The sequence below is a fragment of the Desulfofustis glycolicus DSM 9705 genome (assembly GCF_900130015.1).
GTDB classification, from domain to species: Bacteria; Desulfobacterota; Desulfobulbia; order Desulfobulbales; family Desulfocapsaceae; genus Desulfofustis; species Desulfofustis glycolicus.
Window position 1 is genome coordinate 38,222 of the sequence record NZ_FQXS01000026.1, and the last position, 22,202, is coordinate 60,423.

The following is a 22,202-nucleotide window of genomic DNA, read 5'->3' on the forward strand; positions in this document are numbered from 1 at the left end:
GTATCGATATGGTACAATGCCCGCATGAGCAATCGGTTCGAAGCGGAATGTTACGGGGATACATGATGACCACCTCTCGCCAGCCCAGCATTGACAAACAACTCGAAGCCTTGCCGCCGCTGCCGCTGACCGTTTCCCAGGTCATGCAAATCACGGCCGACCCGCTCAGTTCGGCCAACGACCTGATGAAGGCGATCCTCCCGGATCAGGCCATGTGCCTGACTATCCTCAAAATAGCCAACTCGGCCCTCTACGGCAGACCGAAAAAAGTCGCCTCCCTGGAATCAGCAATCGTCGTGCTCGGTTTTGATGAAATCCGCAACATCGTCCTGGGCAAGGCGGCCGTTACCACCTTCCGGAATATCTTCAAGACCCGCCGCGCCGAGTTAGAAAAGTTCTGGGATCACGCCTTTACCTGCGGACTGGCTGCCAGGATCGTCGCCGAACACCTTGGCCTGCAAAGCGGTCAATTCTTCATTGCCGGGCTCTTGCACGATTTCGGCAAGCTGGCCATGCTGCTCACCTTTGAAAACCGTTATGATGCCAACCGCTGGTTCACCGAAATCACCACGACCACGCAGCTGGCACGAGAAAGGGAATTGTTTTCAACGACCCATGCCGAAGTCGGCAGCAAGCTGCTGCATCACTGGCAGTTTCCCGACACGCTCATTTCCGCACTGCGCTATCACCACACCCCCGGGCAGGCCGGGAAGATGATCGGTTATGCCCTGGTCGTCCAACTCGCAGACTTCCTCGCCCATTGTTGTGCCCTTCCAGAACGTCCCGACGACCGAGCGCTTAAAGAGCTTCTTGACCTCAACATTCCGGGATTTCTCGACAGCTGGCATGAGCGAAACCTCCCCTGGGAAGAAATGACGCTGGAATACCTCTTCGCATGGCTCGCCGTAGACCGGAAACACGGCAGCTCCATCCTCGATATCCTCGCTTCTTCCTGACCGGTAGTAAATCATCCGGCACCGGCGATCGACGCCGGAACACGCGCTCATTTCCCTGGGAACACCATCAATGTGCCTGTTTGATCACGGCACATTCCCTGGCTGCGGACCATCATCGAACTCGATGATGTGTGGAAACCGATCGGATGCTCCTGGTTTGGCCCGGTGATACAACGGGCTGTCGGCGCTGATCCGGCCACCCATGTTGTAGGTGAACGCCGTCACCGCATCGTGACGCAGCCAGTATCCGGTGTAGACGGCTCCCTGGCGATTATAGGCGGAGTGAAAATGCACAAATTCCTCCTGCGGCTCCGGCCGTTGCTGCAACCAGTCAGACGGAGCATCAGCAAAAAAGATCGGCGTTATCCGTTGCCTGGTTTGCGGAATCTCGCCGGTTTCCGAAAGCATCGTCAGCACTGCCTCACCCCTGAATAACAAGGAATCTTTCGGCATTTCGTCGGTATAAAAGCCGCGTTCGTTGAAACACAGGAATTCCAGGTGGCCAAGATCATCACCGACCTGCGGTTTGAAGTAATAGCCGACAAACGGTCCGAAGCTGAACTGCTGCCCGTTGCTGACGACATCGAGGCGGGAATAGTAACCACGCAGCATTGATCGTTGTTCCGCATGGGCCCACTGACCTGCAAGCACCACGGCAAGGAGCAGACTCAACATGACATGGCATCGTTTAATCACCATAAGGCCTCCAGAATCGTCCAATCAACAGGATCCCGATGCCGAACAAAATGATCAGCAGGCCAAGCGCCACGCCGGAATGACCGACCCAGTCAGTGAGGGTCAATTGTCCCAGGTTGGTCGGCGAATAAAAAAGAGGGATCAATGTTTCGTGGAAGTGGGCAAAAACCGCCGTCCCTGCCAGACCGCCGAGAAGGGTAAAAATGGCATCCATACGACCCTCTCCGACCGCCGCCCAGCAGGTTCCGGGACAATAACCGGAAATCCCCCAGCCGATCCCAAAAATGATGCCCCCCAGGCCGGTGGCGACCAGGCTGGTCGGCAGCACCCTCGTGGTGCCGATACCCGATGCTTGCATGATAACCAGTCCGATAGCGGAAAAGATGACCACCAGCAACATGAACTGGGGAATGAACCGCTCTTTCATCAGATGGGCCAAAGCCATCTTGTGCGGATTGGTCGCTCCAACCCGCTGAATGACAAACCCGAAGGCGGTACCTGCAAATAATCCCAACCATATATCAATCATGTCGGTCCCTCCTGGAGCTGTAAACGAGACGTGCCGTCAGCATGGACACAGCAAAGATGACGATGCCGAAATAGATGCCGCTGATCGACAACTGAGTCGCCCCGGAGAGAAACAGGCCCAACGTACAACCTCCAGCCAAACGGGCACCGAGCAGGATCAGGAAGCCACCGAGAAAAGTGGCCGCGTACCGTCTCGTGCGACTGGCTCCATAGCGTTGAATCCAGGCTTCCGGAACATCGGTGATTTTCTGTCTGAATGTTCGTCCGCCGATGAACCCGCCGATCGCCATGCCGAGTACAAATGCCATCAACCAGGAACCCGGTCCCGGCATCATCCGGTAGTGTTCCTTGCTCCCCGCATACTCCGGCAGAATCTCGAGGAAAAATCCCTTCAAGGTAGTCACGAAGCCACTCGATGATGCCGGCGGTCCGAATGTGGCGAAGATGAACAGCATGATCCCGGCCAAGGCGATAGCACCGGGCACTATTGGCCAGTAGGGGGCGTTGGTCTGGGTGCTCATGATTTACCCTCCACAGGAAATGTAATCTTTCTTGGCAGGAGCGGCCGACTCTTTCTCCGCGGCATTCTCGGGCTCCGGGGATGAACTGCCGGTATCGGTTGAACCGGTGCTACCTGCCGTCTTTGTGATCCTCGGCAAGCTCTGACCAGGCAGTTCATGCGGCTGTGTCTCAACAGGGTAGTAGCGTTCCGGACTGCCCCAGCCGTACCAGGAGTTCTCGTAAACGATGACGTCCTCAAACCCCATCAACCGCAATATGAAATAACTGAAGGAACTGCGCCGTGCCGAGTGACAATAGACAGTGACCGCCTTTCCCGGATCAAGGCCCCGGTACATTTCAGCCAATGCCGTATAATCCTTGATTGCCAGGGTTTTGTCGTCGGTCCAGTTCGTTTCATAATTGATATTGTAGGCACCGGGAATATGGCCGGCTTTCAAAGGGTTGCCGTCGAGACCGGTATTGAGCGACTCGCCACGGTATTCGGCGGGAGAGCGCACATCGAGAACCTGGTAGTATGGATCTCCAAGCCTTGAATAGATAAAGGCTTCATCGGTCAATCGACGGATATCAATCTCATCGGCAGGGGCCTGGTAAAGCAGCGGCTCCCGTTCAACCGGGCTATTGACGATCTCGCCGTCGCTGTCTCGCCAGGCGTCGATGCCACGCTCCAGGATAGCCTTTTGCTCGTGTCCGAGCATGTCGAGTACCCAAAACACATAGGAGGCCGTCGCCCCGCCGTCACGAGCTACTGAATCATACAAGATGATGGTGTCATTGCGGAATATCCCGTGCCGGCCGAGAATCTTTTGCGCTTCAACGCAGCCGACAAAACGGCCGCCCATGTTGATCGCCGAATTATCACGGCGAAATAATGTCCAAGGCATGCGTATCGCGCTGGGAATCATCTTGCCGTCATAATATTCGTCGGCCCTTACGTCGACAATGACCAGCGGTTCGGACTCCATCCGTTCCTGAAGTTGGGTTGCCGTCACGAGAAATTGATGATTCGGGTAGGTGGATGCAGCGGACTCCGCTTCTACCGAAGAAAAAGACCAGTAGACGCCGACCAGTAAGCCCAGGGCAATGAACAGATAGCGAACGTGAAATGACGTTCCCATGATAACCTCCTTGAAAAGTTGGGCACGGTCCCGAGGCCGCTGCCACGGAGACCGCGCAAGTCCTCAAGCGGGCCAGCCACGGCGCCGTCGGACACATGGTTTTCCGAAGCCAACCGCCGACGCAGCGGAACCAGGCAGGGCCTGCAGGAGGTACTACGATATCGAGACGTTGAGACGGCGGAAAAGACAGGAGCAGAAAAGCTCCCCAAGAGACGGTTCATTCAATTTTCAAACGCCAGGAATCCTCAAGGGGGGCTCGTGGCGGTGTTGTGACTCCTGCCGATCTTTCCGCATCCTGTAGTCGTCCGCAACAACTATTATTGTACCAAAATATTTTTTCAATGCAAATGCGCCTCATCTTTCCCACCACCGCTTCTTTCTAGATGATCACCGATCAGGGACCGAGCAGTTCGATAACGGCAGCACGCATGATTCGTTTTTCGTTATAGCTCCGAGGAGAAGACAGGCTCACAATCTGATCCCTGCGATGTCAGGAAACCACGGTTGACAAATACGGACTATGATGCACTTTCTTTAAACAGGGGCAGAACTTTGTGATTTCCAGCCGTGGAGGTGTTCAAAGGTGCTCTGATCCGGTTTTGGACGCCGGCAAGACCATCGGGGGACAGGCTGTTCATTGTTCGCCATGCACTCGACAACCAATCAGAATCAGAGGGAGACTATGATTGATCGCCAAACATTTATCACTGAGCTCGAAGCAGCAATTGAACGGTGGCATAAGGAAATCGTCAAATTCAAGGTTATTGCCGAAGCTGAAGAGGAAGAACCCGATGCCCAGATTGAATATTATCAGGTCATTGAAGAGATCGCTGCCAAGCAGGACGCGATCGAGGACAGGCTTGAGCACCTGAAAACAGACGGGGCAACCGGATGGAATGAGACAGTCAAGGATGAGATCGAAACACTCAGTGCGTCTTTGGAAGAAGCAATCGAATCGGCCAGACGAACGATCAATTGAACGCTTTCCCTTCGGAAGGGGTTGACGATTGCTCATCACGTCATCAAACCCCCGTCAGACGAAATTCCTCAGCGTCACCGGCCGAAAAACGTTCGCACCTGCTTTCCGTGACGGTTTTCCTGACACAAGGAGGAAGAAATGAAAGAGCTATCCGTTAATGATAAAATAGTAACTGTTGATGATGAAGGGTTCCTGGTCAACCGCGACGACTGGGACGAAGATGTCGCCCGTGCCATTGCCAAACATCTGGACATTCCCGATCTTGACGAAGAACAAGTGGAAATCATCAGCTTCATGCGGTCCTATTACAACAAATTCCATGCGTTTCCAATCCTGCGCAACGTCTGCAAACAGGTCAAGCAAACGGGAGCCTGCGTCAACAATGAGTTCGTCGACCCGATGAAAGCCTGGAAAATCGCTGGATTACCCAAGCTTGACGGTATCCATTTCGTCACCGTCGACGGTGTCAACTACCTCCTTGAAGAATGCTGTTGACTCTTGCGGCCATCACCCTCTTCTATCCGATCGACACCGACAGTTAGAGATAGCCTTCCTGCTTGTACCAGGCGGCCGTCCGGCGTAATCCTTCATCGAGACTGATCTGGGGGTGATAGCCAAGGTCCCGCTTCGCCTTATCGATCGAAAACGCACGGTTCTGGCGATACCAGTCGACCCGGCGTGGAAAAATAGGAGGAGTTATTTTCAAGGGCGTACACACCTTCTCGCAGATATGGCCGACAATAATCACCGGCCATATCGGCAGATGGGGGATTTTCACCGAAACCCCAAGCGCGTCCGCCGTTTTTTTCACCAGCGTCTCAATTTCGACATACTGCTCGTCGGCAATCAAGTACGCCTCGCCATCTCCCCGGCCCGGCTCCTGGGCAAGGACATGGGCATCGATGAGGTGATCGATATAGAGCGGGTGGTACAGGGTCTTGCCGTTGCCGAACATCGGAAATAATCCTTTGTTGACCCGCTTGAAGATCATGAAAAACCGCTCCGGATCTCCCGGACCGTAGATCGCGGCCGGCCGCAGGATGGTCGTGGCCATCCCCTTTTCCTGGTATTGCCTGACGATCGGTTCGGCTTCGTATTTAGTCTGCTGATAATAGTCGGCAGCGTTGATCGGGGCATTTTCATCCCCCGGCGGATGCTCCACATTCCCATGCACACCACAGGTGCTGCAGTAGACGAATTTCTTGACCTTTTCCCGGAAGGCCGCCGCCAGCACGTTCTTCGTTCCTTCAACGTTGACGTCCCAATAATAGCTGTTCGGCACATTCAATTGCCGGAAGGCGGCTGCCAGGTGATGGACGATATCGACGCCTGTCATGCAGCGGTCGACGACCGCTTTATCCGTCACTGTACCGATTACCACCTCGGCGCCCCAATCCCTGAGCTCCTGGGTCTTCAACCCCTCCTGAAAATCGAGAGCAATCACGTGGTGCCCGTCTTTCAAAAGACGACGAACCAGGGCCTTACCGGTAAATCCGGTGCCTCCGGTCACAAGAATTTTCATTATCTCCTCCTTCGCTACCGCATTGAAAGGAACCTTGAAGCCATTGCCGCAGAAAAACGTCTCTCTGGCAACATCATCGTAATTATGTTCCCGGTTTCAGGCCAGGCTGTCATAAAGCGCACGCAGTTGCCGACCGACAGCGTCCTGGGAATACTCGGCAGCCGCCCGCTCCCGCCCGAGAGCCCCATAGATATGCCGCGCTCGTTCATCTGTCAATGCCAAATCCATCGCCAAAGCGAGGTCGGTCGCGCTCGTGCCGACGGCGAAAAAACCGTGTTCGCCGAGAAAACGCCGATTGTTTTCCGACGAGAAACAGACCACCGGCAGCCCGCTGGCCATATAGTGCAGGATCTTGCCGCTCGCTTCGCCGGACTCCGAGCCTTTCGGGTCGACGGCAAGATCGGCAACCGCCAGCCACTCGGCCAGTCGCCGGTACGGTACCTCCCCGGGCAGCACGACGCGAGGCGCGTTGTCCCAGACCCGCAAGAACTGCTCCACGGCCTCCTTGGGGTAGCCGACCAGAACGAAAGAGATCGCCGGATGCGACCGGGCCACCAGCCGCATCGACTCGAGCAGCACGTCGATGCCCTTGCCGGGCAGGAGCGATCCACTATAGATCACGATGATGCCATCCGACGCCAGCTGCAAACGCTCTCGCTGCGTCCGTTTATCTAAAACGGTAAAAAAAGAAGCAGGCACAACGTCGCCGACCATCTCGATGTCCTTCTCGGCGACCAGCGAGGTGTCGACGATAAAGGCAAAGCTGGCCCGGGACGAACAAATGATCCGGTCAGGCAACCGCAATATCAATCGCTCAAGCCAGGAGAAAAATCGCAGCAGCAGCGGCAGATGACGAAACGTACCGTAAGCTCGCAACTCGCCCGACAGACTGCCCTGAATATCCATGATCAGCGGGATACGACGCCAGAACAGCGCCGTCTTGACGCACCAGCCGATCAGACCACCTTCGTGCAGATGACCGTGAATGATATCCGCGTGTTCGTGCAGTACGACCCGGAGACAGAGGAAAAAGAGCAACACATCGGCAAGCGGCTTAAACGGCGAGAAACCTGCCGTCGTTTTTCGATACCCCGGAATTGACCAGATCCTCCGGATATCAACATCGGCGACATCGCTTCCGAGTCCGTAGGTACAAACGATCACTCGTATCCCGGCCCGACGCAGCGCCTCGTATTCGTTCAGGATCCGAATATGGCAGCCGCGATTGGCAAAGAACGGCGTCGGCGCGATATGCACCACGACCCTGGTCCTGCCGTCCGGACCGTCTCCTGCCGTCCGGGGCTGCCGGACGGCTTCTGTCTTGTCCCGTCCCGCCACGATCAGTCATCCAGATAGCGATACCGCTGTTCCACCAGATTCACCTCCTGACGATACCGCTCGTCCGGCCAGCCAAGGATACCGCTCATGATCGAAAATACCTTTTGCAACACCGCTTCGCCCGGGTGACCGATGGTGCCGAGCCCGGTCCGGGCGAAGACCACATCATCCATGGTGCAGGCCATTTCCTGCTGCACGGCCCAGGCGACCTCTCCGGCCAACGTCTCCCGATTCCCCGCCAGTGGCTCGAGATAGCCGTCCGTCTCCCGGCAGAAGGCGATGACCTGATCAACAGCACTACCATAGGATACGACCAGATGATGGACGGTCTCCGCCGGCAGCAGATTACGATAGCGCTCCTGTCGATCGACGATAAAGGCCTCCAAATCGTCGATGCGTCCCTCACCGAGCGGCTCTGTGGCAGTGCGGCAGCGCAATTCCGGCTTGTTCAACTTGGCGACGACAATATCGATGGCCTGCTCGGCTATGGCCCGCGCCGTGGTATATTTGGCACCGAGCACCGATACCATGCCGGCCAGTTGGTCCTGGCCGGCATGATCGACAACCTGGTATTCTCCGGTTCCCTGATAGGTGTCGGTCTTGATGTCGTCACTGATCAGCGGGTAGAGTCCGGCAAACGCGTAGTGAACATCGTCCTGCCGAAGCCCGACTCCGGGTATGATGGCATTGATATCCTGCAGGAAATCACGGATATCCCGGTTCGTCACACGGACCTCGTCAAGGTTGCCGGTAAACGGAACGTTGGTCGTGCCGATCAGTGAACGGCCGCGCCAGGGGATCAGGAAAATATGACGGCCGCCACGGGTCACCAGGCCTTCGGTTTTCTTGCCGCTACTCAGCGCCAGGGCATATCGCTGCTCGATTTGCCGGGTGACGAGATGAACACCCTTGGAAAAACCGGTCGGCTCTTTGCGCAGATGAGCCCCCTTGAGCAACTTGTTGATCCCCGGTAAAAACGGACCGGCAGCATTGACAACGATCCGGGCACGAACGGGAAATTCCTGCCCGCTGAGCTGATCGCGGCACATAACGCCGGAGATCTGCTCGCCGTGTTGGATGAAATCGATCACCCGGACATAATTCGCCGCGACGGCACCGTGCTCGACAGCCGTCTTGACGAACGCCAGCGTCACCCGTTCCGAATTGTTCATATGGACTTCAAACAGGGTATGAGCCCCATTCAAACCATCGATGGCCTGCAACAACGGCACCTTTTCAAGGACCTGGCGCCGGGAATAGAGACGGCCGAACTCGATGCGTTTCACCGGATCCTTGATCAGCCTATTGAGGCCGGCGCACAACAGTCGATAGAGATTCATCCCGGCCAACAGTGCCGCTCTCCCTTTCATCAGACTGCCGCCGATCGTTGGAATCAGAAACGGCACGCACCTGGTGGCGTGCGGGGCAATCACTTGGAAATAGGTCCGCTCACGCGCCGATTCTCTGACCTTACCGAATTGCAGTTTCTGCAGATAGCGAATGCCGCCATGCAGAAGTTTCGAGGAAGCGGCTGAGGTGCTCACGCCGAAATCATCCTTCTCCACCAACGCGACCCGAAGCCCCCGAAGCGCCGCATCGTGTGCCAGACAGGCGCCGGTTATACCGCCGCCGATCACCACCGTGTCAAATTCAGTTGACTGCAAAGACACAATCTCTCGCTTCATCACCACCAGCCATTATCGTACACTTTGAAATTACTCATCATTTCCAGCAAAAAGAGGACGCCACTGGAAAATAACATGTGACAACACGGAAAAATTTTAGATTCTAGAGCATTGCCGCCGATTTTCAACTCTTTCCGCAAACTATTTTCATCACCGCCGTCTTGACAAATTCTGGCAAAAAAGATATTTTATAATATTATTTTGTATAAACATTTCTTGTGCGCCCGAAGCACTCCACCAATGGCACCCGGCGTATCAGCGGTCTGCAACGTTTTTCGCTTTTCGCTGCTTGTCGGTAACCGGTGATCACGGTTCCATCATACAGCATCACCACAGCTTCGAGTGCAGCAACCAATCCGAACGTCTTTTCACCTGCCCAATTACGCTGATTTACGAGGATATCTACCATGTGTGGGATAGCTGGCGAATTTCGCTTTGACCATCAACAGGCATCTCTGTCGGCCATCGACAAGATGATGGCGGCCATGGTCCCGCGCGGCCCCGATGCCGCCGGCACGATATTGACAAACGAGACGGTCTTCGGTCATCGACGGCTGAAGATCATCGACCTCAGCGAACAGTCTCGACAACCGTTGAGCGACCCCTTCCTCGGACTGGACATCGTCTTCAACGGCTGCATATACAACTACCGGGAATTACGGACGGAACTCGAACAGGCCGGATACCGCTTTTTTTCCGAAGGAGACACCGAGGTTATCCTGAAGGCATATCATGCCTGGGGCACTGACTGCCTGCAACGGTTCAACGGCATGTTCGCCTTTGCCATTCACGAACGGGAAAGTGGCCGCCTGGTGTTGGCTCGCGACCGTCTCGGCATTAAACCGCTCTATCTGTCCGCCACCCGGCAGCGCCTCCGTTTCGCCTCCAGCCTGCCGGCATTGCTCACCGATCCCGCGATCGACCGCAGCATCAATCCGCAGGCCCTGCATCATTACCTGCACTGGCACGCCGTCGTACCCGCGCCGCATACCATCCTCAACGGCATCTCCAAGCTGCCGCCGGCCACGCTGCGTATCTACGAACCAGACGGCAGGTTCTCGGAACAGACCTACTGGCAGCTGACCATTGAACCGGATGAACGGGCCGACGCGCTGTCCACGACGCAATGGGCCGATCTGCTCCTCGAAACGTTGCGCCGCGCCGTCAAACGACGAATGGTCGCCGATGTCCCGGTCGGCGTATTACTTTCCGGCGGGGTCGACTCCAGTCTGCTGGTTGGCCTGCTGGCCGATGAAGGGCAGAACGGCCTGAACACCTTTTCCGTCGGCTTCGAATCGGCCGGCGGCGAAAAGGGCGACGAATTCTTCTATTCAGACATCATCGCCGAGCGCTTCGCCACCGACCATCACAAGATTTTCGTCAAGTCCGAACGATTGCTCGACAATCTGCCGGGCTGTATCAAGGCCATGTCCGAGCCGATGGTCAGTTACGATAATATCGGTTTCTACCTGCTCTCCCAAGAAGTTGCCAAGCACGTCAAGGTGGTGCAGAGCGGCCAGGGGGCCGACGAAGTATTCGGCGGCTATCACTGGTACCGGGAACTGCTGGACAGCACCAGTCCGGTCGATGACTACTGCCGCTCGTTTTTCGACCGCGACCACAATGAATTCTCCCGGATGGTTCGCAGTGATCTGGTGCACGACGATTTCAGCCGCGCCTACGTCGACGACTTTTTCGCCCGCCCCGGAGCCACGCACCCGGTAGCCAAGGCGCTTCGTCTCGATACCACGGTGATGCTCGTCGATGACCCGGTCAAACGGGTCGACAACATGACCATGGCCGCCAGCCTCGAGGCCCGCGTGCCGTTTCTCGACCATGAACTGGTCGAACTGGCCGGCCGTATGCCGACGGATATCAAGGTCGGCCAATCGGGAAAATGGATTCTCAAAGAGGCGGCCCGCCAGGTCGTGCCGGACAGTGTCATCGACCGGCCGAAGGGATATTTCCCGGTACCCGCCCTGAAGCATATCGAAGGGGTGTATCTCGATCTGGTCAGACGCTATCTGACCAATGATATGGCCCGGCAGCGTGGGCTCTATCAACAGGACTACATCGACTCGCTGCTCGCCGAACCGCAGTCGCACCTGACCCCGTTGCGCGGATCGAAACTCTGGCAGGCGGCACTTCTGGAAATGTGGCTGCAAACCCACGAGATCTGAGGCCGACAGGAAAGAGCCATGGAACAGCCCTGCAAAAACCCGCTCGACCCGACCTGTATGTGCTCCCTGAAACACTGGGGCAAGCCGCTCAACGATGCCACCTCGGACACCGTGCCGGCCGATGTTTCCGTCGATTGCGGCTGGGGACGGCTCATTTTCGGCCAGACCTTCACCGACCCGTGCAAACTTGCGGAAAGCATTCGCGACGAACAGCGAGGCCGGCGCGATGTCGCGATGTATATGCGGGATCCCCATGTCGTGGTGTCCTATGCACCGCAGGAACTGTTCATTGACCCGTCCCTGACCTATCGTCTCGATTTTCGTAATTACCGGGCCGACCCGTGCAATCTCGACGGGCTGACAGTGCGGCCGCTACAGGACGGCGACAGTGAAACGGCGATCAACAGAATCTACCAAGCCCGTGGCATGGTTCCGGCATACCCGGGATTCTATGCCAAGGCCCGCAGGGATGAGCGATTGCAGATCCTTCTCGCCATCGACAACAGCGTCGGCGAGATCATCGGCGCCGTCACCGGCGTCGATCATTGCCGGGTGTTCAACGACCCGGATAACGGATCGAGCCTCTGGGCGCTGGCCGTGGACCCGCAATGCCGAATCCCGAAAGTCGGCGAAGCACTGGTTCGTGAACTGATCATCACCTGCATCGAAAACGGCCGCAGATTCATCGACCTGTCTGTCATGCACAGCAACAAGGAGGCAATCGCGCTTTACACTAAACTCGGCTTTGAGCAGGTGCCGGTCTATTGCATCAAGAAAAAGAACTCGATCAACGCCCCGTTGTTCATCGGCCCGGACCCGGAAGAGCAGCTCAATGTCTACGCCAGGATCATCACCGACGAAGCGCGCCGGCGCGGTATCGGGGTCGATGTCATCGATGCGGAGAACGGCTATTTTCGGCTGTCGCTCGGCGGCCGGACCATTACCTGCCGTGAATCGCTCAGCGAGCTGACGTCAGCGGTGGCCATGAGCTGGTGCGACGACAAGGCCGTTACCCGTGCACTGCTGCAGGGTGCCGGTCTTCGTGTTCCGGCCCAGGCGATAGCCACCGGCCAGGACAGTATTGAGGCCTTTGTCAAGGAATATCCCCGGGTGGTGGTTAAACCGGCCCGGGGCGAGCAGGGGGCAGGCGTCTTTGTCGACCTGACCGATGTAAAAGACGTAGAATCCGCCGTCGACCGCGCTGCGCAACTCTGCGACAAGGTCCTCCTCGAGGAGTTCGTCACCGGAATCGACCTGCGTATCATTGTCGTCGCCGAAGAGGTGGTTGCGGCCGCGGTCCGCAAACCGGCGCAGATCAGGGGCAACGGTGAGTTGACCATAATGCAGCTCATCGAGAAACAGAGTCGGCGGCGAGCGGCGGCCACGGGCGGCGAAAGCACTATTCCGATCGATGAGGAAACCCGCCGCACCATTGACGATCAGGGATATGCGCTGGACGACATCCTGCCCGCCGGCCGTGAGCTGCAGGTCCGCAAAACGGCTAATCTGCACACCGGCGGAACGATTCACGATGTCACTCCGGAGCTCCATGACAAACTGCGTGAGGTGGCCGTTACCGCCGCCAAAGTATTGCAGATGCCGGTGGTCGGTTTCGATTTTCTCGTTCCCGATGTTAGCCAGGAGGAGTATGTCATCATCGAGGCTAACGAACGCCCGGGACTGGCCAACCATGAACCGCAGCCCACCGTGGAGAAATTTATCGATCTGCTCTTTCCGCAAACCAAAAATATCTTTCCCTGACATCACGTGATCACGCATATCAATCAGGACTATCTGCTTGGAGTCCTCGGTCGCCTGCTGGCCATTCCCAGCCCGAGCGGCATGACCGACGACATCGTCCGGCTCGTCTGCGATGAACTCGACACCCTCGCCATCGACTACGAATTGACCCGCCGGGGTGCCATTCGCGCCCATCTGCCGGGCCGCGCCAAAAAACCGCGTCGAGCGGTTGTCGCCCACCTGGACACCTTGGGCGGGATGGTTCGAAGCCTCAAACAAAACGGCCGCCTGGCCATCGTCCCGATCGGCACCTGGTCCGCCCGTTTCGCCGAAGGCGCCAGGGTGCTCATTCATTGCGACAACGGGCGCACATTCCACGGCACGGTCCTGCCGCTCAAGGCCTCCGGACACCGCTATAACGAGGAAGTCGATCAACAGCCGTCGGCCTGGTCGAACCTGGAAGTACGCATCGACGAGGCCAGCTCTTCCATCGACACGCTCTGGGATCTCGGCATCCGGGTCGGCGATTACGTCTCCTTTACCACCGCAATGGAGTTCAGCGAAAACGGGTTCATTAATTCCCGTTTTCTCGATGACAAGGCTGGAGTCGCGGCGATTCTTGCCGCCGCCCGGGCATTGAGCGAAAACGGGCTCAAACCGGAATTGGACAGTTCTCTGCTCTTCACCATCTCAGAAGAGGTTGGGGTCGGCGCCTCGCATGTCCTGCGCGGCAATGTCGCCGAAATGGTTTCGGTCGACAACGGTATCGTCGCACCGGACCAGAACACCAGCGAATTCGGGGTGACCATCGCGATGAAAGATTCCAGTGGCCCGTTCGACCGGCACCTGACCAGTCACCTGTTGCAGCTCTGTATGGACCAGGAAATCAAGTTCAGCCGTGACGTCTTCATCCATTACCGAAGCGACGCCGCAGCTGCCCTGGAAGCGGGTAACGATATCAGGACAGCGCTAATCTGCTACGGACTCGACGCCTCGCACGGCTATGAGCGGGTCCATGTCCAGTCTCTGACCAGTGTGGCCGGATTGATCGGTGCCTATCTCTGCTCGGACCCTCTTTTTTCTCGGGGCAAGAACGTTATCGGCGAGGAAAAGTCCTATCCACTCATTCAGAATTCATCGGAAGACCGCCCCGCCAACCGCTGATTCCCCGGTTATCGGCACGAGGCACCCCGCAGAACATGTGGGGAGCAAGGTTTTCATGTGTCTCAGGATTGGCCGGGCTCCGGCACACCACCAAGACCGGTAACCCGTGCCTTGATCGCCTTGTACCAGGCAACGCGCCCCATGATCAGCGAATAACCGATTCGGGCGAGGATGTAGAGCAGCAGAAATGAGGTGAAGTAATGGAGCTCCCTGCCGCCCAACAGCGGCAGAGTGGCCGGCAGCTGGAGAGGGGCCTCGGCGAAACGCGAATTGAGCCAGGCCAGCGCGAACGGCATCGGCCAGATGGAGACACAGAACAATGCCGCACCCATGGAAAAAGAATAGCCGAACGCGTCCAGCCCCTGCTTGTTGACCGCCTTGTAGCTCTCTTTGTCGCCCATCATCAACGCCTTTTCCGAGAGGTGGTGATGGTGCTCCATCTTCCGGCGGAGTTTGCTCAGGTACCCACGATTGAGAAAGGCAACCAGCGTTGCCGACAAATCGCCGATCACCACGCAATACAGGGCCAGTATCGTTGTGCCGAGCAGGTAGCCGGCCACTGCCGGCGCCACTGCCCGGTACGGAACGATCAGCCAGGGATCGATTAAGGTAAGAAAGGTTTGCAAGTCCATAAAAAAAGGCTCCGGTTACACTGCCCGGAGCCTTTGTCTCGGCTACAGGAATGAGGGAAATGCGCCGGCTAACCGATGATACGGAAGCCGAAGAAACCGCGCAAAACGTAATCAATACCGACATAAAGCGCCAGCACAATAAAGAGGCGCTTGAGCCAGATATCGGAAAAGTACTTGGAGGTCCGCGGACCGATCACCGATCCGACGGCAACACCGACCAACTCGAGACCGATCAAGGCCCAGTCGAACTGCACGCCTTTGGATATCAGCGTGATGATACTGGTGATCATGCTGATCAGGACCGCCAGGGCCGAAGTCCCCGCCGCCAGGTACATCGGCAACTCGGCAACGCTGGTCAAAAACGGTACCAGTAGAAAGCCGCCGCCGACTCCTAGAAATGCGGCAATAGCCGCAATCACCACGCCACCGAAGAAGGGGATCAGCGGGTTGAACTTGAACTCGACGCCGTAAAAGGTAAAGGCGATCTGCGTCAGCGACATCCTGATCACTTTAACTCCGAGCGAAGCGGTATCGACACTCTCGCCGCTCTTCTGTTTTTTCACCGTGGCCTCGAAGGCCTGGGCGGCTGCCTTGGCTTTCTTCTTGTTGGCCTGGCCGGCCGGAGAGGTCTCCCAGAACAGATAGACGCCGAGCGCCAGCACGAACAGTCCGAAATAGCCCTGGTATTGCGAGAAGGAAATCTTGCCGGCCGACAGAGTTACCGAGCCCCAGGCACCGACGATGGACCCGAGCCCGAGCGCCACGGCGAGCGGCACCACCAGGCGGCCCATTTTGTAATAGTTGAACGAGGAAATCAGGGCCGAAAAGCCGACCAGAAACTGGTTCGAACCACGGATCGAGTCGGTGATCCCTTTGTTCAGGACCGGTGCAGTCTCTTTGAACGACTTGGCATAATCGCCGAGCCCGAAAACGCCCATATGACCGACACCGGCCATGACGCCGCCGAAAGCGCCGACGGTGGAGAAGATCCAACCGACCCAGACCGCCCAGAGAAAAGCAACGATCAGATTGACCTGGGGGCCTCCGGGGATGCCGAGAAAGCCGACCGGCTGACTCGGATCGATCTGTCCCCCTTCGGTGCCGCGCGGGGCGGCGGCGATGGCATCATCGAGGCTGCCGGCCCAGGCCGGCTCCTGAACCAGCCCGACGACCAGGAGTGCCAACAAACCGCCGAGCAGCCAAAAAGTCTGTTTCTTTGTCACAATACACCTCCACTGTGTTGAAATAATGGGTTCCACGAATAACGCTGGTTTTCTGCAACCTGCCAAAATACTGGTAACGATCGATCTTCGGGTACCACTTAGCCGAGATCGACAATCCGTGTCTCGCCGACATACTCCTTGCCGCGATAGCCGGTCATCGAAGCCATCTTCGCGGTCAATTCACTGATGGCCTTGAGATTCCTGACGATGGTCCGGATATCCTCGACCTGCTCATCATCACCGAGATCACTTTCGAGCAGTTGCGCCGTACCAAGAGCGGCAAACAACGGGGAGTTAATCTCATGGGCCACCGTACCGGCCAATTCAATCACCCCCTCGAGCTTGCTCCGCTCGGCCTGCTCTTCTTCAAGACGTCGCTGGGCAGTCAGGTCACGAATCACCTCGATCACATATTCCACCTCACCGTCGGCGCCGAGCATCGGCGTCGCCGACCGCTCGTACCAATGGCGCCCGTCTTCTTCCCGTTGCGACTGGACCACCACGGCCATCTCGCCGGTCGCCAGAACCTCGGCCACCGGACAGCCGCGCTCACCCTCCTCGACCCGGCACAACTGGTTATACGCCATGCCGAGCACATCGGCTTCCCGCTGGCCGTTGGCCTCGAGAAAGGCCTTGTTGGCCATGACCACGTGCCCCCGGTTATCGATCACCAGCAGTTGAGGCCGGATGCAATCGAGGATGTTGCCGAGGAACTGTTCATGCTCCTCGATCTGATTGAAGAGCAGCGTGATCTGGCGATAGGTGCCGGCATTTTTAATCGCCGCCCCGCCAACTTCGGCAACGGCCGCGGCAAAACTGATCTCAGCCGGCGAAAAGAGCCGCCGCTCCCGGGCCAAGACACGGATGATTCCGATCACCTCGTTGTTGACCTTGATCGGCACCGCCAGCAGCGATTTGATTCCCTCCCGGCCCATGTGCTCGTGGTAGAGGACCCGCTCGTCGCTGGCAACGTCGGCAATGGCGACAGGTTCTCCCTGCAGGGCACGGATGGTGTTCTCCTCGTCGACCACCTCGCCGCGCTCCAGATACTCGCGGGACAACCCAAACGAGGCGGCGAGAACCAGCTTATTGCTCTGCGGCGTCAACAGGCGTATCGTACAGCCATGGGCTCTCAGGCTGCGTGGCAGCAACTCGACGATGGTCTGCAGGACGGCATCGAGATCGAGCGTTGAATTGACCATCTTCGAGATCGTCTGGACTTCCCTGAGGTAATTGACCTGGTGTTCCAGCTGCCGAAACATCGCCGCGTTGGCGATGGCGATACCGACCTGCTCGGCCAAGGCATGGGCAAAATCGATCTCGTCGCCGGCAAAGACGCGCCGGCGCCTGGTCAACAACCGCATGATTCCGGTTACCCGTCCCTGGTAGGAGATGGGCAGGGTCAGCACCGAGACGATGCCCTCGCGCCGGGCTGCCTCCCGAAAGCTGTCGTGCGGACTGGTGGCGACATTTTCCATGGCCACCGGCCGTCCGGCGGAGACCATGTCCATAGTCTCCGCCGAATCGACATCACGGCGGGACAGGTACGTGTCCGATACCCCGGCCGCCGCCCCGAGGACAAACTGGTCGGCATCGGGATCGAGGAGCCGGATGGTGCAGGCATCGATACCGAGCAGTTCCGGGAGGTTTTCGACGATGCTCGCCATCACCTGGCGCGGGTTGTGGGCCAGCGAGATCATCTTGGTGACCTGCTGGAAGACCAGCAGGTACCGGCGATCCCGTCCCTGTCCGTCACTGCTGTTCATGGTCATGCATCCTGCCGTCGCCACTCAGGCCTTGACGACCCTGGTCTTGATATACTTGAGCGGCGGCGTCCCGGACCATTTGCATGCTACGTTGGGCGGTAGCAACACATTGGTGTTGAAGCCATGGTAGTGCGGATACTTCGGGTCTCCCTCCAGTCCGAACAGTCCGCCGAATCCGCCGGCCGCCGCGAGGACTCCCTGGCGGATATCCCAGGTCACTTTCGCTTTGGCTCGCACCACGGCCCACGGCGAGGAGATCTCCACCTGGTCGCCGTCACCGATGCCCAAACGCTTGGCATCGACAAAGTTGATCCAGACCGGATTGGTACCGCTCTGCTTCATCAGCGCTACATTGGCATAGGTCGACGTGTGTTCATGCTCGAGCACACGAAAATAGCCGAGCAGCATCGGAAATTCGTCGTCGCTCTGTAATTGCGGCCAGTCCTCATAGGGTGATTTGTAATCGGGCAGCCCGTCGAGCCCCTTCTCCTCGGCAACCGGGTTGATAAAGGCGTACTTACCGGAAGCGCTGCTGCCCGACGAACCATAGCCGGCCGGCGGATTGACCGATCCCCAGGCCTTGTATTTGTAAAACTCCTGCGGATCGGTAACGTAAAATCCCGTCTGCTTGAGCTCTTCAAGACTGACCTTTTGGTTGCGCAGTTGGTTGCGCAGGTATTCCTCCTCACTCTGCCATGGGAAAAATTCGCCGTAGCCGAGACGGTTGGCCAGATCGGAAAAGATCTGGACTACGGTCCGGGATTGGTACATCGGCTCGATCGCTTTCTGGCCGAGCGAGATGAACGATTCGTACATCCAGTCGGCAACCACCCGGCTCTGCTCGAGATACGTGCAGTCGGGCAGAATCACGTCGCAGAGCACCGTGGTGTTGGTCAGAAAACAGTCGATACCACAGGAGAACTCGAGTTTTTCCATGCCGCGCCGCATGGCCGGCTCGGACCCGCTCGACATGACCGGATTGCCGAAATAGCAGACCATCGCCTTGAGCCGACCGGCCTCGACATCCTGTTCGAAATAGGCGGGGATCCAACCGCTCCACAGATGTCCCTGGTTAAGCTTTGTCTTCGCCGCATTGTTCGGCGGCTTCGGCTGATCATCCGCCCAGGCTGAAGCGAGTTTGAATTTCCTGATCAACGACGGGCCACCGGGAGCATCAAAACACCCCATCAATGCGTTGAGCGACATCAGTGCCTGGGTGGCATGTACGGTGTTCGGCGCCTGGGCGACCCCGGTCCAGGCATTGGCTCCGGCGTGGGGCGCCGCGGCGGCAAATTCATGGGCGAGCCGCTCGATGGTCGCGGCCGGCACACCGCAGATCTCGGCTGCCCACTTGGGCGTCCGGGCAATGCCGTCCTCCTCACCGAGGAGCCGCTTCTTGAATTCGGCAAAGCCATGCGTCCAATTGTCGACGAAGTCCCGATCATACAGTTCTTCCTTGACGATCACGTAACACATGGCCATGGCCATGGCCCCATCGGTACCCGGCTTGATCGGGATCCACTCCGCTGCCAGAGAGGCCGATTCACAGCGGCGCGGGTCGACCACCACCAGTTTGGCACCGTCGTTGACCGCCTTTTTCAACAGGGCGACCTTGCGCTGCCCGGCCGAGGTGGCCAGCTCATTGATACCGAAAAGCAGGATGAACCGGGAGTTGGCGTAATCAATCCACGGCCGCTTTTCACTGAAGCATTTCTCGTTGGCCATCCGCGCCGGGTTATCGCACATCTGCCGATGGGTGGTCTTGTGCGGCGTACCGTAGGCGGTCATCACCGCTTCGTGACACCAGTTGTTAAAATCATTGCCACGGTGAAAGGCGACGGTTTCCGGATCCATCGCTTTCAGGCGCTCGGCAATCATGGCCATCGCCTCGTCCCAGCCGGCCTTGCGGAAGCGCCCGTTTTCCTTGATCAGCGGTGTTTTCAGTCGGTACGCGGAATAGGTGTTGTTGTGGGCATTGGCACCCTTGATACACAACCTGCCGCCCCCCTTCGGATCGCCCGGCAGACCCTTGCAGCCGGTAATGACATTGTCCTTGACCACCACTTCCTGACCGCAGAGACCAAGACAGATATAGCAGTGCGTCTTGACCGAGCGGTTGGCCGCCGGTGGTGCCGCACCTTCAGCAATCAATGCATAACCGGGATCAAGCTCCAGCGTGGCAATGGCCGCCGCCATCTTTTCCAGGATATGGACATAAGCCGGACTGGCTTCCTGCTCGGCCATGGCGGCAAAAGAATACATCCGCTCGTTGAACAGAAAGCTCATGGTCATCTCCGCCAGTCCGCGATAAAACTCGCTCGGTGCGGCACTGGTCAGCACCGCGCAGAAGTCTACACTCCAGCCCATCAGGTGATTACGCAGGAAATCAAATTGGTCGTTGTCCTCACCGCTTGCCGCCTGATCGGCAAGGTAGCGCATGAATTCAAGCTCCACCGCGATATGATCGTCAAGGTCCGGATAGGTCTCACTCTTGTGCACGCCCGCAGCCCGATACGCGGCACGGACCGCCGCCAACGGTTCCTGCATGACGAGCGGCTCCCTGTTGTGATAGCAGGACTCATAAGGAAATGCCGGATTTTTACCGGCATTCAGGAAGAGTTCGGCGTAATCGTGCCGCAGCTGCCGCCAGGCCTCATCCGCTGAACGTGTTTTAAGAAACGAAGTCAGTCGATTCAGGCCCGAACAAAAATCCTGAATGCTGCAACTGTCCTGCAGAGACAGGACCTGGTCGAAAAACGCACCGCCTCCCATTTTTGCCAACAGTTCTGCCGGCAATTCATCCCGGAACATCACTGAAAGAAAGTGGTATAACTGGCCACGGGCCCGGTTCAATTCGCGTACATCCATGGTCTTTCCCCTTATGATTAAATGGTAAGCTGGCTTTTTTTCGCTTTACTCTTGAGCACTTTTTCGACCTTGTCTTCGAGTTCCTGTCGATCGATCGGCTTGACGCAATACTCGTCGGCCCCGAGATTTATCGCCTCGCGGGCCGTTTCCACGGTCGGGTAGCCGGTCAACATAATCGCCTGCATCTTGGCATTGATCTTCTTGAGTTCGGCGAGCACTTCGACACCGCTCATCTTTTTCAGCTTGATATCGAGGATGGCCAGGTCGACCGTGTTTGCCGCGGCAAAGGAGAGCGCCTCTTCCTCCTCGGTGAAGGTGTGCACGGTATGCCCTCTCTTGGTCAGAATCTTGCCGACCAACACGGTTGCATCGAGAACGTCGTCCAAAACCAGTATGTTCGCCATGATCTACTCCTTTATGTTGTTATTCAGGCAGCTGTGGATCCCTGAGTTGGTTCATCATCGTGCCGCTGGTCGGCAACAGGCAGCCTGATCACGAATTGCGTCCCCGGCTGCTCCGTCTGTCGCTCGCCCGGGACCGGGCTCTCTACCTCGATCGTGCCGCCGTGTTCGTGGATAATACCGTACGACACCGACAGCCCGAGTCCGGTTCCCTGGCCCACCGGTTTGGTGGTAAAAAACGGATCGAAGATACGTGCCTGGTTCTTCTCGTCGATACCATGGCCGGTATCGCGCACCGTCACCGTAACCATCTGTCTATCCCGGTCAAAACCGCTGACCAGATTCAATTGGCCGCCGTGCTCCTGCATGGCATGGTGGGCGTTGTTGATCAGGTTGACAAAGACCTGGCGAAGTTTCTCGGGATCACCGACAATCGGCGGCAGCTCAGGTTCACATGCCAGCTTGGTGATAATGTGACTGAGACTGAGGGTATGTTCGGTGACCGCCACCACGTCGGCCAGGATATCGTTGATATCTATTTCGGCTCTTCGTCGTTTCAAGTGGATTTGAGCAGATTACCAACCGGTGAGGCGATCAGGTAAATCATGCTGATAAATGTCTGTGGGTTCCGATACCCTCTGGCCCGTGCTTTGGCTGCCTGGAAAATGCTATTCAAGCCTTCCAGGCGAGCATTGCTGTGGCCCGACTGCCACCGTGATTCAATCGCCTGGCGGTGCCTGATCACTGTTTCGATTGCGGAGATGATCGGCTTTAACACCGGTGATCTGGTCAAATCGGTCTCTGCCATGCACAGTAGAAAATTGCTCAAGCGCCACTTGGCTGCCTGCGGGGTTGCTGCTTTTCGGACCCAACGCAACCGCTCT

General features: G+C 57.4%; 21 protein-coding genes. 6 read left to right on the forward strand and 15 right to left on the reverse strand.

Annotated elements, in window-relative coordinates; genetic code table 11:
• Positions 1–62: 62 nt before the first annotated feature.
• The gene (locus tag BUC26_RS17585) at positions 63–956 is read left to right on the forward strand and encodes an HDOD domain-containing protein (protein WP_073378124.1); all 894 of its coding nucleotides are present in this window, start codon (positions 63–65) and stop codon (positions 954–956) included.
• Between the two features lie 84 nt (positions 957–1,040).
• Here BUC26_RS17585 and BUC26_RS17590 read toward each other — a convergent pair whose 3' ends face one another.
• From BUC26_RS17590 to BUC26_RS17605, 4 genes are read right to left on the reverse strand one after another with little or no spacing between them, the layout of a single operon-like run.
• Positions 1,041–1,655 (reverse strand): hypothetical protein, encoded by a 615-nt coding sequence (locus tag BUC26_RS17590; protein WP_073378126.1) that lies wholly within the window; start codon positions 1,653–1,655, stop codon positions 1,041–1,043.
• A complete protein-coding gene (locus BUC26_RS17595) occupies positions 1,645–2,181 on the reverse strand; it encodes a DUF6691 family protein (protein WP_073378128.1) in 537 nt (178 codons plus the stop codon). The genes BUC26_RS17590 and BUC26_RS17595 overlap by 11 nt, the downstream gene beginning before the upstream one ends.
• Entirely contained in the window at positions 2,174–2,701 is a 528-nt protein-coding gene (locus tag BUC26_RS17600; protein WP_073378130.1) for a YeeE/YedE thiosulfate transporter family protein, read from the reverse strand. Before BUC26_RS17600 ends, BUC26_RS17595 begins: the two co-directional genes overlap by 8 nt.
• A gap of 3 nt (positions 2,702–2,704) precedes the next feature.
• Positions 2,705–3,820: a sulfurtransferase gene (locus tag BUC26_RS17605; protein ID WP_073378132.1), complete on the reverse strand. Its 1,116-nt coding sequence runs from the start codon at positions 3,818–3,820 to the stop codon at positions 2,705–2,707.
• Between the two features lie 682 nt (positions 3,821–4,502).
• On the opposite strand from BUC26_RS17605, the gene BUC26_RS17610 reads away from it, so the two are divergent.
• Both BUC26_RS17610 and BUC26_RS17615 read left to right on the forward strand, forming a co-directional pair.
• Entirely contained in the window at positions 4,503–4,799 is a 297-nt protein-coding gene (locus tag BUC26_RS17610) for a sll1863 family stress response protein (RefSeq protein WP_073378134.1), read from the forward strand.
• Positions 4,800–4,937: 138 nt separating this feature from the next.
• The gene (locus BUC26_RS17615) at positions 4,938–5,294 is read left to right on the forward strand and encodes a TusE/DsrC/DsvC family sulfur relay protein (protein WP_073378136.1); all 357 of its coding nucleotides are present in this window, start codon (positions 4,938–4,940) and stop codon (positions 5,292–5,294) included.
• A gap of 43 nt (positions 5,295–5,337) precedes the next feature.
• Here BUC26_RS17615 and BUC26_RS17620 read toward each other — a convergent pair whose 3' ends face one another.
• The 4 genes from BUC26_RS17620 to BUC26_RS23100 form a co-directional block, all read right to left on the reverse strand.
• Positions 5,338–6,321, reverse strand: coding sequence for an NAD-dependent epimerase/dehydratase family protein (locus BUC26_RS17620; protein WP_073378138.1), 984 nt, complete (start codon positions 6,319–6,321; stop codon positions 5,338–5,340).
• Positions 6,322–6,417: 96 nt separating this feature from the next.
• Positions 6,418–7,659: a glycosyltransferase family 4 protein gene (locus tag BUC26_RS17625; protein ID WP_073378140.1), complete on the reverse strand. Its 1,242-nt coding sequence runs from the start codon at positions 7,657–7,659 to the stop codon at positions 6,418–6,420.
• A gap of 2 nt (positions 7,660–7,661) precedes the next feature.
• Entirely contained in the window at positions 7,662–9,344 is a 1,683-nt protein-coding gene (locus BUC26_RS17630) for a glycerol-3-phosphate dehydrogenase/oxidase (protein WP_073378142.1), read from the reverse strand.
• 196 nt (positions 9,345–9,540) lie between these two features.
• Positions 9,541–9,753 carry a hypothetical protein gene (locus tag BUC26_RS23100; protein WP_143166061.1) on the reverse strand — a complete coding sequence of 71 codons (213 nt, stop codon included), beginning with the start codon at positions 9,751–9,753 and terminating at the stop codon, positions 9,541–9,543.
• Between BUC26_RS23100 and BUC26_RS17635 the strand changes: the two genes are divergently transcribed.
• Genes BUC26_RS17635 through BUC26_RS17645 form a run of 3 tightly spaced genes read left to right on the forward strand, consistent with a single transcriptional unit; the run spans position 9,752 to position 14,428 of the window.
• The gene (locus BUC26_RS17635; protein ID WP_073378143.1) at positions 9,752–11,524 is read left to right on the forward strand and encodes an N-acetylglutaminylglutamine amidotransferase; all 1,773 of its coding nucleotides are present in this window, start codon (positions 9,752–9,754) and stop codon (positions 11,522–11,524) included. The two genes, BUC26_RS23100 and BUC26_RS17635, sit on opposite strands and share 2 nt — an antisense overlap.
• Before the next feature lie 18 nt (positions 11,525–11,542).
• The gene (ngg, locus tag BUC26_RS17640) at positions 11,543–13,285 is read left to right on the forward strand and encodes an N-acetylglutaminylglutamine synthetase (protein WP_073378145.1); all 1,743 of its coding nucleotides are present in this window, start codon (positions 11,543–11,545) and stop codon (positions 13,283–13,285) included.
• A gap of 6 nt (positions 13,286–13,291) precedes the next feature.
• On the forward strand, positions 13,292–14,428 hold the full coding sequence (locus tag BUC26_RS17645) for an osmoprotectant NAGGN system M42 family peptidase (protein ID WP_073378147.1): 1,137 nt from the start codon (positions 13,292–13,294) through the stop codon (positions 14,426–14,428).
• A gap of 62 nt (positions 14,429–14,490) precedes the next feature.
• On the opposite strand, the gene BUC26_RS17650 is transcribed toward BUC26_RS17645, so the two are convergent.
• From BUC26_RS17650 to BUC26_RS23920, 7 genes are all read right to left on the reverse strand, one after another.
• On the reverse strand, positions 14,491–15,060 hold the full coding sequence (locus BUC26_RS17650; protein WP_073378149.1) for a hypothetical protein: 570 nt from the start codon (positions 15,058–15,060) through the stop codon (positions 14,491–14,493).
• Between the two features lie 68 nt (positions 15,061–15,128).
• Positions 15,129–16,283, reverse strand: a complete 1,155-nt coding sequence (locus BUC26_RS17655) for a sulfite exporter TauE/SafE family protein (protein ID WP_084540747.1) — start codon at positions 16,281–16,283, stop codon at positions 15,129–15,131.
• Positions 16,284–16,381: 98 nt separating this feature from the next.
• Positions 16,382–18,049 carry a GAF domain-containing protein gene (locus tag BUC26_RS17660; RefSeq protein ID WP_244155894.1) on the reverse strand — a complete coding sequence of 556 codons (1,668 nt, stop codon included), beginning with the start codon at positions 18,047–18,049 and terminating at the stop codon, positions 16,382–16,384.
• A 24-nt stretch (positions 18,050–18,073) separates the two neighbouring features.
• On the reverse strand, positions 18,074–20,917 hold the full coding sequence (locus tag BUC26_RS17665) for a molybdopterin-dependent oxidoreductase (RefSeq protein ID WP_073378153.1): 2,844 nt from the start codon (positions 20,915–20,917) through the stop codon (positions 18,074–18,076).
• Positions 20,918–20,934: 17 nt separating this feature from the next.
• Positions 20,935–21,321, reverse strand: coding sequence for a response regulator (locus BUC26_RS17670; protein ID WP_073378155.1), 387 nt, complete (start codon positions 21,319–21,321; stop codon positions 20,935–20,937).
• Positions 21,322–21,344: 23 nt separating this feature from the next.
• Complete coding sequence (locus BUC26_RS17675) at positions 21,345–21,878, reverse strand: sensor histidine kinase (RefSeq protein ID WP_073378157.1); 534 nt, start codon at positions 21,876–21,878, stop codon at positions 21,345–21,347.
• The coding region (locus BUC26_RS23920; protein WP_143165987.1) for a transposase at positions 21,875–22,202 on the reverse strand (328 nt) is incomplete at its 5' end. The genes BUC26_RS23920 and BUC26_RS17675, both read right to left, overlap by 4 nt.